The sequence below is a fragment of the Streptomyces flavochromogenes genome, assembly GCF_000717595.1.
Classification (GTDB): domain Bacteria; phylum Actinomycetota; class Actinomycetes; order Streptomycetales; family Streptomycetaceae; genus Streptomyces; species Streptomyces flavochromogenes.
Genome location: NZ_JNZO01000043.1, coordinates 48,507 through 61,997 on the forward strand (window position 1 = coordinate 48,507; position 13,491 = coordinate 61,997).

The following is a 13,491-nucleotide window of genomic DNA, read 5'->3' on the forward strand; positions in this document are numbered from 1 at the left end:
GTGACCCTGGCCCGTCTCGCCGCCCGTCACGGCGTCGCCACCGCCTACAGCCCCTCCGCGGGGGTCACCGTCCCGGTGCCGGACGCCACCGTGGTGGCCGTCCTCGGCGCCCTCGGCGTGGACGCGGCGACGCCGGAAGCGGTCGCCGCCGCCCTCGACGCGGCCGAACGGGCCGACCGGGAGCGCCTGTTGCCCCCGACCCTGGTCCGGTGGCGCGGCGCGGAGCCCGCCGGCCCGCCGGCGGATCTACCGCCCGGCACCCGGCTCCGGGTCACCACGGAGGACGGCGACGCCGTCACCGGCCGGAGCTGGGAGCACCTTCCCCTCGGCGTCCACGCGGTCGAGGCGCAGGCCCCCGACGGGCGCACCGCCACCGCCACCCTGGTCGTCGCCCCCGCGCGTGTGCCCGCCCCCGAGCGGCGCGCGTACGGGCTGCTCGTCCAGCTCTACTCGCTGCTCTCCACCCGCTCCTGGGGCATGGGCGACCTCGGCGACCTGCGCGAACTCGCCACCTGGGCCGGCCGCACGCACGGCGCCGGCTTCGTCCAGGTCAACCCGCTCCACGCGGGCGTGCCCGGGGCTCCGAGCGACCCCTCCCCCTACCGTCCGTCCTCGCGCCGCTTCCCCGACCCGGTCCATCTGCGGATCGAGGAGATCCCCGAGTACGCCCTGGTCGGCCCCGAGCACCGCGAGGAACTCGACCTGATCCTCGCCGATGCCGCCGACCTGCGTGAACGGGTCCTCGGCAAGGGCGCGGTGATCGACCGGGACGCCGTGTGGGAGGTCAAGCGGCGCGCCCTCGAACTCGTCGTCGGCGGCGTGGAACTCGGTCCCGGCAGGCGCGCCGACTTCCACGACTTCCTCGCCGCGCGCGGCCGTGCCCTGGAGGACCACGCCACCTACCAGGCCCTCGCCGAGCGGCACGGCCACCACTGGCGGACCTGGCCCGAGGAGCTGCGCTCCCCGCGCGCGGCGGAGGCCGTCGTCCGTGACGACCCCGCCCTCGCCGTCCGGGTCGACTTCCACTGCCGGCTCGCCTGGCTGACGGACCGGCAGCTCGCGGACGCCGCCGCGGCCGCCCGCGAGGCCGGGATGGAGGTCGGGATCGTCCACGACCTGGCGGTCGGCGTCCACCCGGAGGGCTCCGACGCCTGGGCTCAGCAGGACGCCTTCGCGGCCGGCATGTCGGTCGGCGCCCCGCCCGACGCCTTCAACTCCCGCGGCCAGGACTGGGGCCTGCCGCCCTGGCGGCCCGACGCCCTGGCCGCCGCCGGCTACGGCCCGTACCGCGGACTCCTGCGTGAACTCCTGCGCCACGCGGGCGCGCTGCGCATCGACCATGTGATGGGCCTCTTCCGGCTGTGGTGGGTGCCGGAGGGCCGCGAGCCCACCGAGGGCACCTATGTCCGGTACGACGCCGGGGCGATGCTCGCCGTCCTCGTCCTGGAGGCCCATCGTGCCGGCGCCCTCGTCATCGGCGAGGACCTCGGCACGGTCGAGTCCGGAGTACGGGAGGAGCTGGCCGCGCGCGGGGTGTTCGGCACCTCCGTGCTCTGGTTCGAGCGCGACTGGGCCGCCTCGGGCCGTCCGCTGGCCCCCGCCGAGTGGCGTGCGGAGTGCGTGGCCACCGCCACGACCCACGACCTGCCCCCGACCGCCGCCCGGCTCTCCGGCGACCACGTCACCCTGCGGCACCGCCTCGGCATGCTCCCCGGAGAGCTGGCACGCGAGCGGGCGGCGGACGCCGCCGAGACCGCCGAGTGGCTGGGCCTGTTCCAGCGGCTCGGTCTGCTCCCGGAGGGCGCGGGAGCCGAGGAGACCGAGATCAGGGCCGTCCACCGGTTCCTGCTCGACACCCCGGCCCGGATGGTGGGCGTCTGGCTGCCGGACGCGGTGGGCGACCGCAGACCGCAGAACCTGCCCGGCACATGGGACGAGTACCCCAACTGGCGGCTGCCGCTCGCGGACGAGGGCGGGCAGCCGATGACCCTGGAGCGCCTCGCCGCCTCGCCCCGGGCGCACGCCCTGCTGCGCGAACTCCACGCGCGCACGGCGGTCCCGGAGGCGCGCACCACCCCCTCCGACGCCCGTACGGCACCCCCGGGCGCGCGGTCCGATTAGGTGTTCGCTACGTTTGCACCGTGGACAAGAAGAACGCACTGCGCGCCGGCTCGCTCGCGGCCGGTACGACGCTGATGATGCTGCTCATGTCGTCCCCCGCGCTCGCGCTCACCCGCGACGACGGCGACGACCCGGCCCCCAAGCTGTCGGTCATCGACACCATCGGCCTGTTCGTGGCCGCGCCGCTGGTGCTGTTCCTGGTGATCATCGGTCTCGTGATGCTGCTCGACAAGTCCAAGAAGGCCTGACCGCCTCCTCCTCGGCTCCGTCGAGGGCGCCGCACGGTACGACGTACCGTGCGGCGCCCTCGCGTGCGTGAAAACAGGGGCCCCGTGCGTGGCATCCGTGCGGTGCCCTCGCCTGCGGGGAAACCGCGTGCGGAAACGTGGGCGCGACCCCCTTCGGGGTCTCAGGCCGTGGTCGCCAGCAGCTTGCGCAGCAGGCCGGCCAGCTGCGTCGCCTCCTCCTCGCTGAGCGCTCCCTCCAGGGCCGCCCGCTGCTGTGCGAGACCGGCCGCGACGGACTGGTCCACCAGCTCCCGGCCGTGCTCGGTGAGCGTGACCCGCAGTCCGCGCCGGTCGTGCGGATCGGGGCTGCGGGTGACGAGCCCCGCCTTCTCCAGCTTGTCCAGCCGGCCGGTCATCCCGCCGGTGGTGATCATCAGTGTCGCCGTCAGCTCGCGCGGCGAGAGCGTGTACGGCTCCCCTGAGCGGCGCAGGGTCGCCAGCACGTCGAACTCCCCGAGCGCCAGACCGTAGGGCGCGTACGCCTTGTCCACCCGGGCGCGCATGGCGTTCGCGAGCCGGTAGATCCGCCCGAAGACGGCCATCGGCACGGTGTCCAGGTCGGGGCGGACCACCGCCCACTGGTCGGTGATGGCGTCGACGGCGTCGTGGGCGGGGCCGGCCCCGGGGGTCTTCGTGTCCATGTGAGCAGTCTCCCCTTCCGCATGACTCGATGGCAAGAAAGCCACTTGCAAGTAAGTAGCTTAGTGGTAAGTTAATTACCGCCAAGCCAGTCCGGCTCGCCCAGGCCGGCATCCGCAGCGAGGGGGAGACCGTCATGTCCCGCAAGGCAGCCGTCGTCGCACTGACCGCCCTGGCCCCGATCTCCTGGGGCTCCACCTACTTCGTCACCACGGAGTTCCTGCCGCCCGACCGGCCGCTCTTCACCGGCCTGATGCGCGCCCTGCCCGCCGGGCTCCTGCTCCTGGCGCTCACCCGGAAGCTCCCGCAAGGCGCCTGGTGGTGGAAGTCCGCCGTCCTCGGAGCCCTCAACATCGGCGCGTTCTTCCCGCTGCTCTTCCTCGCCGCCTACCGGCTCCCCGGCGGCGTCGCCGCCGTCGTCGGCTCGGTCGGCCCTCTCTTCGTCGTCGGGCTCGCCGCCCTCCTTCTCGGCGAGAAGCCCACGGTGAGGACCCTGCTCACCGCCATCGCCGCCGCCTTCGGCGTCAGCCTGGTGGTCCTCAAGGCGGGGGCGGCGTTCGACACCGTCGGCGTGCTCGCCGGACTGCTCTCCTCCCTGTCGATGTCGGCGGGTGTCGTCTTCACCAAGCGCTGGGGCCGTCCCGAGGGGGTCGGCGCCCTCGCGCTCACCGGCTGGCAGCTCACCGCGGGCGGCCCGGTCATCCTGCCGATCGCCTTCCTGATCGAGGGCGCCCCGCCGGCCCTGACCGGCACCAACCTGGCCGGGTACGCCTACCTCGCCTTCGGCAACACCGCGATCTCGTACTTCCTCTGGTTCCGCGGCATCGAGCGGCTCAGCGCGTCCTCCGCCACCCTCCTTGGCCCGCTCTCGCCCATCACCGCCGCGATCATCGGCTGGGCGGCGCTCGGCCAGGCCCTCGGCGCGGTGCAGCTGCTCGGCATGGCGATCGCCTTCGGTGCGACCCTGGCGGGCCAGCTGGGCCCCCGTACGCCGAAGGGGACCGGACCGGCCGTCGAGAAGGGCACGGGAACCGAATCGTTCAGCCCTGCTGAAGAGAATGGTCAGGAAGTTTCGATGGACCTGGAAGGTTCGGGGGTGCGACGGTAAGCCGCATGAGCCTGATCACCGCACGTCACCCGACCCTCGTCGTCACCCGGAAGCCGGCGCCCTCCCGAGGCGCCGGCTTCGGTGTTCTCCTCGCCCTGCTGGCCACCGTCGTCTGGTCCGGCAGCTTCGTCGCCACCCGCGACATGGCCGACTCGGTCCCACCGGTCCAGGCCGTGTTCTGGCGCTGGATCATCGCCCTCGTCGCCGTCGCCCCGTTCGCCGCCCGCCCGTTCTGGCGGCAGCGGAAGGCGATCCGGCGGCACTTCGGATTCGTCGCGCTCGCCTCGCTCTTCGGCGTCGCGCTCTACAACACCCTGGTGCACCAGGCGGGACTGACCACCTCCGCCACCAACATGGGCATGATCATGGCCGCCTCCCCGGTGATCATGGCGGTGTGGTCCCGGCTCGGCGGCGAACGCCTCGGCGTCCGCCGCGTCCTCGGCATGCTGGCCGCCGTCATCGGCGTCCTGCTGCTCGTCGGAAAGGGCTCCCTCGCCGTCGACTTCGGAGCGGGCGACCTGTGGATGTTCGCCGCGGCCCTGTCCTTCGCCTCGTACAGCGCCCTGCTCAAGCGCAGGCCCGCGGAGATCGGCGGACTCGCCTTCCTCTTCGTCACCTTCCTGCTCGGCGCGCTGATGCTCGCCCCCGTGTACGGCGTGTCCCTCGCCGTCCAGGGCGGGTTCACCGCAGGCGTCGCCACCGTCGGCCCGCTGCTCTACGTGGGCGTCGCGTCCTCCGCCGTCGCCTTCTTCGCCTGGAACAAGGCCATCTCCCTCATCGGCGCGGCCCGCGCGGGCGTCGTCTACCACCTCCAGCCCGTCTGCGTCGCCCTCCTCTCGTACGCCCTGCTCGGCGAACGGCTCGGCGTCCTCGGCGTGGCCTGCATGGTGCTCATCCTCGGCGGAGTGGCCCTGAGCTCGGCGACCGGCGCGCGCGGGGCCGCATAGGTCCGGATAGGTTGCGCCCCATGACCGAGTGGGACATCAAGAAACTCCAGATCCTCCGCACCCTCCGTGACCGCGGCACCGTCACCGCGACCGCGGAGGCGCTGCTCATGACCCCCTCGGCCGTGTCGCAGCAGCTCACCAACCTCGCCAAACAGCTCGGCGTGCCCGTCCTTGAGGCCCAGGGCCGCCGCGTCCGGCTCACCGACGCCGCCCATCTCGTGCTGCGGCACGCGGAGGTGGTCTTCGCCCAGCTGGAGCGCGCCGACGCCGAACTCGACGGCTATCTGCGGGGTGAGGCCGGAGAGGTGCGGGTGGCGGCGTTCTCGACGGCGGTGCCCGCGCTCGTCGTGCCCGCCGTACGGCAGTTGCGGAGTGCGCACCCCGGGCTCGACGTCCGGATCCGGGAGGCCGAGGCGGCGGAGGCGTACGAGCTGCTCTCGGCCGGCGAGGTCGATCTGGCGCTCTCGCTCGCCGCCCACGCGCCCTCCGCGCGCGACCCCAAGTTCAGCCGGGTCCCGCTGCTCGCCGACCCCCTCGACGTGGCCCTGCCCGCCGGGCACCCGCACGCCGACGCGCCCGGCCTGCGGCTCGCCGACCTCGCCGCCGAGCCCTGGATCTTCGGCGGCTCGGGCCCCTGGTCGGAGATCACCACCGCCGCCTGCGAGGCGGCCGGCTTCGTGCCCGAGCAGGCCCACAGCGCCTCCGGCTGGACCGCGATCCTCGCCATGGTCGAGGCCGGGATGGGCATCGCCCTGGTGCCCCGGATGGCCTCCGCGGAACGCCGGGGCGGCGCCGGGATCGTGATGCGCGTCCTCGCCGCCGACCAGCCGCGCCGCCATGTCGTCGCGGCGGTACGACGCGGGGCGGAAGAGGGCCCGGCGGTGGCGCGGGTGCTCGCCGCGCTCCGGCAGGCCGCGGCCCAGCGGGAGACCCTTCAGCAGGGATGACCCGCGGCATTGTTCAGCAGAACTGAAGATGTCCATCGAAAACATTCGATGGACCCACCAGGTCGTGAGGGCCCACAGTCGACGCATGACCAGGACCCGCACGCCAACGACGCCGCCCCGTACTCCGGCGGCGACCCGTACGCCGACTACCGGACCGGTGACTTCCCCTTCACCGAGCTGGTCGACCTCGCCGACCGCCGTCTCGGCGCCGGCGTCGTCGCCGCGAACGACGAGTTCTTCGCCGAGCGGGAGAACCTCCTCGTCCGTGAGCGGGCCGTCTTCGACCCGGAGCACTTCGGCCACAAGGGCAAGATCATGGACGGCTGGGAGACCCGCCGCCGCCGCGGCGCCGACGCCGAGAACGTCTTCCCCGCTCCCGAGGACCACGACTGGGCGATCGTCCGGCTCGGTGCCCCCGGGGTGATCCGCGGGATCATCGTCGACACCGCCCACTTCCGCGGCAACTACCCGCAGCGCGTGAGCATCCAGGCCACCTCGGTGGAAGGATCCCCGAGCCCCGAGGAACTGCTGGACGCCACGTGGGAGGAGCTCGTCCCGCCGACCCCTGTCCGGGGCCACGCCGAGAACGGCTTCGCCATCACCGCCGAACGCCGCTGGACCCACCTCCGGGTCTGCCAGCACCCCGACGGCGGCATCGCCCGCCTCCGCGTCCACGGCGAGGTCGTACCCGACCCCGAATGGCTGGAGCTGCTCGGCACCCTCGACCTGATATCCGTACTCAACGGCGGTTCGTACGAGGACGCCTCGGACAGGTTCTACTCCTCGCCCACCCAGATCATCCTGCCCGGCACCTCACGCAAGATGGACGACGGCTGGGAGAACCGCCGCCGCCGGGTGCGCGGCACCAACGACTGGGTGCGCTTCCGGCTCGCCGCGCAGGGCGCCGTCCGCGCCGTCGAGATCGACACCGCCTACCTCAAGGGCAACTCGGCCGGCTGGATCGCCCTTCAGGGACGCAACGGCGAGGCGGGGGAGTGGTTCGAGATCATCCCCCGCACCAAGCTCCAGCCCGACACCCTCCACCGCTTCAAGCTCCCGGCCCAGGCCGTCGTCACCCACGTCCGCCTCGACGCCTTCCCCGACGGCGGCGTCGCCCGGATGCGGCTGCACGGAGCGCTGACCGAGCAGGGCGCGGCCGACCTGCGCGCCCGGTTCACGGCGCTCGGCGGCTGAGCGCGGCCCCGAGCCGCGCACTTCCGCCCGGCGGCGCGGCAGCGCGCCGACGCCCGCCCGCCGGGCGGATCCCACGGCCGGTCCTTCGTGACCGGTACACGCCGAAGGGGTCCCGGACCGACACGGTCCGGGACCCCTTCCTCGCTACGGGGTGCGCTACTTCGCCGCCGCCGCGTCCGCCGCCCGCGCCCGGAGCGCACGCTCGACGCCCGCGCGGCTCTCCGTCACCAGGCGTCGCAGCGCCGGGGCCGGGTTGTTCTCGGCGATCCAGGCGTCCGTCGCGTCCAGGGTGGCCTGTGAGACCTGGAGGCTCGGGTAGAGGCCGACCACGATCTGCTGGACGATCTCGTGGCTGCGGGTCTCCGAGACGTGCTTGATCGACGCGAAGTACTTCGCCGTGTACGGGGCGAGCAGTTCGCGCTGGTCGGCCTGAACGAAGCCGCCGATGACGGCCTCCTGCACGGCGTTCGCCAGCTTGTCGTCCTCGACGACCGAGGCCCAGGCCTCCGCCTTGGCCGCCTCCGTGGGACGGGCCGCGCGCGCGGTGGCCGCGTGCCGCTCGCCCGCCGCGGTGCGGTCGCGCTCCAGCTCGGCGGCGATCTCCGCCTCGTCGTAGACGCCGGTGGCCGCGAGCCGCTGGACGAACGTCCAGCGCAGTTCGGTGTCGACCGCCAGGCCCTCGATGGTCTCGCGGCCCTCCAGGAGGGACGCGAGCAGGTCCAGCTGCTGCGGGGTGCGGGCGGTCGCCGCGAAGGCGCGTGCCCACGCCAGCTGGTGGTCGCTCGCGGGCGTGGCCGCCTGGAGGTGCGCGAGGGTGGCCTCGGTCCAGCGGGCCAGACCGGCCTCACGCCACTCCGGCGCCGCGTACATCTCCAGGGCGGCCTTGACCTGGCCCTGGAGCGACTGGACCACGCCGATGTCGGACTCCTTGGCGACACCGGAGAGCACGAGCTCCAGGTAGTCGCGGGTGGCCAGCTCGCCGTCGCGGGTCATGTCCCAGGCCGAGGCCCAGCACAGGGCGCGCGGGAGCGACTCGGCGAAGTCGCCGAGGTGCGCGGTGACGTTCTTCAGGGACACCTCGTCGAGGCGGACCTTGGCGTACGACAGGTCGTCGTCGTTGAGGAGGACGACCGCCGGGCGGGCCTTGCCCACGAGCTGCGGGACGGCGGTCAGCCCGGCGGCCTCGAGGTCGAGTTCGAGACGCTCGGTGCGGACCAGCTTGCTGGCCGCGTCGAGGTCGTAGAAGCCGATCGCGATCCGGTGGGGGCGCAGGACGGCTTCGCCCTTGGCGCCGGCGGGGAGCGCGGGCGCCTCCTGCTGGACGGCGAAGGAGGTGATCGAGCCGTTCTCGTCGGTCTCGATCTCCGGGCGGAGGATGTTGATGCCGGCCGTCTCCAGCCATGCCTTCGACCAGGTCTTCAGGTCGCGGCCGGAGGTCTCCTCCAGGGCGCCGAGGAGGTCGGAGAGGCGGGTGTTGCCGAAGGCGTGGGCCTGGAAGTAGGCCTGGACGCCCTTGAAGAACTCGTCCTGGCCGACGTAGGCGACGAGCTGCTTCAGGACCGAGGCGCCCTTGGCGTACGTGATCCCGTCGAAGTTGACGAGCACGTCCTCCAGGTCGTTGATCTCGGCCATGATCGGGTGCGTGGACGGCAGCTGGTCCTGGCGGTAGGCCCAGGTCTTCTCCGCGTTGGCGAAGGTCGTCCAGGCGTTGGGCCAGCGGGTGCCCGCCACCGAGGCCTGGCAGGCGACGGACGTGTAGGTGGCGAACGACTCGTTCAGCCAGAGGTCGTTCCACCACTCCATCGTCACGAGGTCGCCGAACCACATGTGGGCGAGCTCGTGCAGGATGGTCTCGGCGCGCCGCTCGTACGCCGCGTCCGTCACCTTCGAGCGGAAGACGTACTGGTCGCGGATGGTGACCGCGCCCGCGTTCTCCATCGCGCCCGCGTTGAACTCCGGCACGAAGAGCTGGTCGTACTTCGCGAACGGGTAGTCGTACGCGAACTTCTCCTGGAACCAGTCGAAGCCCTGGCGCGTGACGTCGAAGATGTGGTCCGCGTCGAGGAACTCGGCGAGCGACGGACGGCAGTAGATGCCGAGCGGGACGCTCTGCCCGTCCTTCTCGTACGAGGAGTGCACCGAGTGGTACGGGCCGACGATCAGCGCGGTGATGTACGTGGAGATCCGCGGCGTCGGCTCGAAGACCCAGAGGTCGTCCTTGGGCTCCGGGGTCGGCGAGTTGGAGATGACCTTCCAGCCCGTCGGCGCCTTCACGGTGAACTGGAAGGTCGCCTTGAGGTCGGGCTGCTCGAACGAGGCGAAGACGCGCCGCGCGTCCGGGACCTCGAACTGCGTGTACAGATAGGCCTGGTCGTCGACCGGGTCGACGAAGCGGTGCAGACCCTCGCCCGTGTTGGTGTACGCGCAGTCGGCGACGACCTTCAGCTCGTTGCGGCCCGCGACCAGGTGGGCCAGCGCGATCCGCGAGTCGCGGAAGACGGCGGCGACGTCCAGCGCGTGGCCGTTCAGCACGACCTCGTGGACGGCGGGGGCGACGAGGTCGATGAAGGTCGAGGCACCGGCCTCGGCGGAATCGAAGCGGACGGTGGTGACGGACCGGTAGGTGCCGCCCTCCTGCGCACCGGAGAGGTCGAGTTCGACCTCGTACGCGTCCACGGTGAGCAGCGCTGCCCGCTGCTGAGCCTCTTCACGGGTCAGGTTTGTGCCAGGCACCCGGTCAACTCCTCGGTTTTGTGATGTTTGGCCCATCCTTCCACGGGGTGTGTCGGCAGCGCACGAGACATTTCCCAGGGCGAACACGCGAGCTTCCCGAGGCGAACGCGCGAGGGCGGCCACCCGTCTCCGGATGGCCGCCCTCGTACCGTTCCGGGCGTCAGGCGCCCTTGAGCTCGGCCGCGACCAGCTCCGCGATCTGCACGGCGTTCAGCGCCGCGCCCTTGCGCAGGTTGTCGTTGGAGAGGAAGAGCGCGAGGCCGTTCTCGACGGTCTCGTCCACGCGGATGCGGCCCACGTACGAGGCGTCCTTGCCGGCCGCCTGGAGCGGGGTCGGGATCTCGGAGAGCTCGACGCCCTCGGCGTCCTTGAGCAGCTCGTAGGCGCGCTCGACGCTGATCGGGCGGTCGAAGCGGACGTTCACCTGGAGGGAGTGGCCGGAGAAGACCGGGACGCGCACGCAGGTGCCGGAGACCTTGAGGCCGGGGATCTCCAGGATCTTGCGGGACTCGTTGCGGAGCTTCTGCTCCTCGTCGGTCTCGAAGGAGCCGTCGTCGACGATCGAGCCGGCCAGCGGGACCACGTTGAACGCGATCGGGCGCTTGTAGACGGCGGGCTCGGGGAACTCGACGGACTCGCCGTCGAAGGCCAGCCGGTCGGCGGTCTCGGCCACGGCACACGCCTGGGTGCGCAGCTCGGCGACACCGGCCACGCCCGAGCCGGAGACGGCCTGGTAGGTGGTGGCGATCAGCGCGGTGAGGCCGGCCTCCTGGTGGAGCGGCTTGAGGACCGGCATCGCGGCCATCGTGGTGCAGTTCGGGTTGGCGATGATGCCCTTGGGCCGGTCCTTGATCGCGTGCGCGTTGACCTCGGAGACCACCAGCGGGACCTCGGGGTCGCCGCGCCAGGCGGAGGAGTTGTCGATCACGACGGCGCCCTGGGAGGCGACCTTCTCGGCGAGGGCACGGGAGGTGGCGCCGCCGGCGGAGAAGAGCACGATGTCCAGGCCGGTGTAGTCGGCGGTGGAGGCGTCCTCGACCGTGACGCCGTCCACGACGGTGCCGGCGGAGCGGGCGGAGGCGAAGAGCCGCAGCTCGTCGAGGGGGAAGCTCCGCTCGGCCAGGATGCTGCGCATGACTGTGCCGACCTGACCGGTGGCTCCGACGATTCCGACCTTCACGGGGACTCCTCCGTACGTATGTGCAGGTTGCTGCCGGTCCATGATGCGTATGTCCCGGGTCGCCTTGTCCAATCCATTGTCCAAGGGACGGGACGATAGGGGGTCAGCTCTCCTTCGTGCGGGCGTAGTGGCGGGAGGCCTTGGCGCGGTTGCCGCAGACGGCCATCGAGCACCAGCGGCGGGTGCCGTTCCGCGAGGTGTCGAAGAAGTGCAGGATGCACGCCTCGTGGGCGCAGGCCCGGATCCGGTCGGGTGCGGTGCGCAGCAGGTCGAGGTAGTCGCGGGCGGCGGTCCAGCCGGGACCCCAGGCGGGGTCCGCGAACTCGGGCCGCTCACCGGGGCCCTCGGCGGTGAGCGTGGCCCGGATGCGACCGTGGCCGAGGACCGCGTCGACGCGGGCGGTGGCGGCGGGGTCGCCGGGGCGGTCGACGAGCGCGGTGAGCGCGTCCCGGGCGGTCAGGGTGTGGCGCAGGGTGGTGGCGTCGGCGGTGAACCGCTCGGCGAGCCCGTTGGCGGCGAGCCAGACGGTGAGCCCCTCGACCCCGGCGAGCAGGTCCTGCCGGACGCCCTCCTCGTTCCAGCGGGTGTTGAGCAGATCAAGGGAGACGGGCTCGCCGACGAGCGGCCGTGGGTCGATCGCGGTCATGACGGGAACCCTCCTCGATGAACTAACCCCTCAAGAGTACGTGAGCGGTTGACGTTCGTCGTGGCTAACCTCTAAAGTCGAAGTAAGAGGTTAGCCCAGGAGGGTCGACCGAACTCGGAACGGATGGATCCGCCATGACCGCGATCGGCACGCTCACCACCCATCACGTCGGCCTGAACGTCACCGATCTGGACCGCTCGCTCACCTTCTACGGAGAGGTCCTCGGCTTCGAGACGCTCGGCGAGGGCAAGGAGGGGGACAGCCGCTTCGCCTTCCTCGGCCGGGACGGCCGCCTGGTCCTCACCCTCTGGCAGCAGGCCGCCGAGGCCTACGCGCCGGGCCGCGCGGGCCTCCACCACCTGGCCTTCGAGGCCGAGTCCCTCGACCACGTCCGCGCCGCCGAGGCCGCCCTGCTCGCCCGCGGCACGACCTTCGCGTACGAGGGCGTCGTGGCCCACCGCGAGGGCGCGGCCTCGGGCGGCATCTTCTTCCACGACCCGGACGGCACCCGCCTGGAGATCTCGATCCCGAAGGGCGCGGAAGCGGCGGAAGCCCCCAGCGAAACGGCTCCGACCTGCGGCTTCTTCTAAGGCCTCCCGCGCCAGGGCCCGCACCCCACCGACCCGCACTCCAAGGAGAGACGCCATGGACGGCGCCTACAACCAAGGCTCGATCGACGTCCAGGCCCGCGTGGGCGTCCAGGACCGGGCCGCGCACATCGCCCCCTCCATACGCCCCGGCATCCGCCCCATCGCCGCCGCCTTCCTGGAAGCCCAGCCGATGCTGATGATCGGCGCGGCGGACTCGGGCGGCCGCGTCTGGGCGAGCCTCCTCACCGGCGCGCCCGGCTTCACCCGCGCCACCGGCCCGCACACCGTCTCCGTCGCCGGCGGCATCCCCGCGCACGACCCGCTCGCCGACGCGATCACCCCCGACGGCACCCCCGTCGGCACCCTCGCCCTCGATCCCCGCACCCGCCGCCGCATGCGCCTCAACGGCACCGCCCGCCCCAGCGCGCGCGGCTTCACGATCGAGGCCGAGCAGGTGTTCTCCAACTGCCCGAAATACCTGCAGAAGAGAGAGTGGTACGGCTCCGATCCCACCCGCCCCGGGACCGGCACCGTCCGGTACGGCGAGGAGCTCACCCCCGCCCAGGTGCGCCACGTCCGGGCGGCGGACACCTTCTTCGTGGCCAGCGTCGCGTCCGACGGTGTCGACACCAGTCATCGCGGGGGCAACCCCGGGTTCGTCCGCGTCGACGCGCCCCGGGAGCTCAGCTGGCGCGACTACCCGGGCAACGCGATGTTCCTGACCCTGGGGAACCTGGAGTCGGACGGCCGCGCGGGGCTGCTCTTCCTCGACTGGGAGACCGGGACGACCCTGCAGCTCAGCGGCCTCGCCCACACCGAATACGGTCCCGAGGGACGGGTCACCCGCTTCCGTGTCGCGCGCACGGCCGAGACCCCGGCCGGCAGCCCGCTGCGCTGGTCGCCGCCGGAGTACTCCCCGTCCAACCCGGCCGCGGCCTGACGGCGACGCACCGCCGCCGCGCACCGGCCCCCCGCCGACGCGGACCCCCGCCACCCGCGCGGCCCGCCGCCCCGGGCCGCTCACCGCTTCCGTACGCCCACGCCCGCCCTCCGACCACACCCCGAGGACCGCTCCGTGACCATCGCCCCGGCCCCCGAC

The 13,491-nt window shown here is 72.6% G+C and carries 12 protein-coding genes; 8 read left to right on the plus strand and 4 right to left on the minus strand.

From position 1 onward, the window contains the following. A complete protein-coding gene (gene malQ, locus IF00_RS0136865; RefSeq protein WP_030325845.1) occupies nucleotides 1-2,121 on the plus strand; it encodes a 4-alpha-glucanotransferase in 2,121 nt (706 codons plus the stop codon). 20 nt (nucleotides 2,122-2,141) lie between these two features. Then, on the plus strand, nucleotides 2,142-2,369 hold the full coding sequence (locus tag IF00_RS0136870) for a hypothetical protein (protein WP_030325846.1): 228 nt from the start codon (nucleotides 2,142-2,144) through the stop codon (nucleotides 2,367-2,369). A 161-nt stretch (nucleotides 2,370-2,530) separates the two neighbouring features. Here IF00_RS0136870 and IF00_RS0136875 read toward each other — a convergent pair whose 3' ends face one another. Further along, entirely contained in the window at nucleotides 2,531-3,049 is a 519-nt protein-coding gene (locus IF00_RS0136875; protein WP_030325847.1) for a MarR family winged helix-turn-helix transcriptional regulator, read from the minus strand. Between the two features lie 134 nt (nucleotides 3,050-3,183). On the opposite strand from IF00_RS0136875, the gene IF00_RS0136880 reads away from it, so the two are divergent. Genes IF00_RS0136880 through alc form a run of 4 tightly spaced genes read left to right on the plus strand, consistent with a single transcriptional unit; the run spans nucleotide 3,184 to nucleotide 7,243 of the window. Further along, nucleotides 3,184-4,155 (plus strand): EamA family transporter, encoded by a 972-nt coding sequence (locus IF00_RS0136880; RefSeq protein WP_030325850.1) that lies wholly within the window; start codon nucleotides 3,184-3,186, stop codon nucleotides 4,153-4,155. 5 nt (nucleotides 4,156-4,160) lie between these two features. Next, entirely contained in the window at nucleotides 4,161-5,102 is a 942-nt protein-coding gene (locus IF00_RS0136885; RefSeq protein ID WP_051820801.1) for a DMT family transporter, read from the plus strand. Between the two features lie 20 nt (nucleotides 5,103-5,122). Next, complete coding sequence (locus IF00_RS0136890) at nucleotides 5,123-6,049, plus strand: LysR family transcriptional regulator (protein WP_030325854.1); 927 nt, start codon at nucleotides 5,123-5,125, stop codon at nucleotides 6,047-6,049. A 48-nt stretch (nucleotides 6,050-6,097) separates the two neighbouring features. Continuing rightward, complete coding sequence (alc, locus tag IF00_RS0136895; protein WP_030325856.1) at nucleotides 6,098-7,243, plus strand: allantoicase; 1,146 nt, start codon at nucleotides 6,098-6,100, stop codon at nucleotides 7,241-7,243. Nucleotides 7,244-7,399: 156 nt separating this feature from the next. Here alc and pepN read toward each other — a convergent pair whose 3' ends face one another. From pepN to IF00_RS0136910, 3 genes are all read right to left on the minus strand, one after another. Continuing rightward, on the minus strand, nucleotides 7,400-9,976 hold the full coding sequence (gene pepN / locus IF00_RS0136900) for an aminopeptidase N (protein WP_030325858.1): 2,577 nt from the start codon (nucleotides 9,974-9,976) through the stop codon (nucleotides 7,400-7,402). Between the two features lie 160 nt (nucleotides 9,977-10,136). Further along, a complete protein-coding gene (locus tag IF00_RS0136905) occupies nucleotides 10,137-11,156 on the minus strand; it encodes an aspartate-semialdehyde dehydrogenase (RefSeq protein WP_030325860.1) in 1,020 nt (339 codons plus the stop codon). 103 nt (nucleotides 11,157-11,259) lie between these two features. Next, nucleotides 11,260-11,802, minus strand: a complete 543-nt coding sequence (locus IF00_RS0136910) for a CGNR zinc finger domain-containing protein (RefSeq protein ID WP_030325862.1) — start codon at nucleotides 11,800-11,802, stop codon at nucleotides 11,260-11,262. Between the two features lie 134 nt (nucleotides 11,803-11,936). On the opposite strand from IF00_RS0136910, the gene IF00_RS0136915 reads away from it, so the two are divergent. Both IF00_RS0136915 and IF00_RS0136920 read left to right on the plus strand, forming a co-directional pair. Further along, the gene (locus tag IF00_RS0136915; RefSeq protein ID WP_030325864.1) at nucleotides 11,937-12,392 is read left to right on the plus strand and encodes a VOC family protein; all 456 of its coding nucleotides are present in this window, start codon (nucleotides 11,937-11,939) and stop codon (nucleotides 12,390-12,392) included. Between the two features lie 55 nt (nucleotides 12,393-12,447). Beyond that, entirely contained in the window at nucleotides 12,448-13,332 is an 885-nt protein-coding gene (locus IF00_RS0136920; RefSeq protein WP_030325871.1) for a PNPOx family protein, read from the plus strand. The last annotated feature ends 159 nt before the right edge of the window (nucleotides 13,333-13,491 follow it).

Excerpts from the sequence above, each read along its gene's own strand:
- IF00_RS0136880 (WP_030325850.1), top strand. The coding sequence starts at position 3,184 with ATGTCCCGCAAGGCAGCCGTCGTCGCACTGACCGCCCTGGCCCCGATC.
- IF00_RS0136910 (WP_030325862.1), bottom strand. The coding sequence starts at position 11,802 with ATGACCGCGATCGACCCACGGCCGCTCGTCGGCGAGCCCGTCTCCCTT.
- IF00_RS0136890 (WP_030325854.1), top strand. The coding sequence starts at position 5,123 with ATGACCGAGTGGGACATCAAGAAACTCCAGATCCTCCGCACCCTCCGT.
- IF00_RS0136920 (WP_030325871.1), top strand. The coding sequence starts at position 12,448 with ATGGACGGCGCCTACAACCAAGGCTCGATCGACGTCCAGGCCCGCGTG.
- alc (WP_030325856.1), top strand. The coding sequence starts at position 6,098 with ATGGACCCACCAGGTCGTGAGGGCCCACAGTCGACGCATGACCAGGAC.
- IF00_RS0136885 (WP_051820801.1), top strand. The coding sequence starts at position 4,161 with ATGAGCCTGATCACCGCACGTCACCCGACCCTCGTCGTCACCCGGAAG.
- IF00_RS0136915 (WP_030325864.1), top strand. The coding sequence starts at position 11,937 with ATGACCGCGATCGGCACGCTCACCACCCATCACGTCGGCCTGAACGTC.
- IF00_RS0136875 (WP_030325847.1), bottom strand. The coding sequence starts at position 3,049 with ATGGACACGAAGACCCCCGGGGCCGGCCCCGCCCACGACGCCGTCGAC.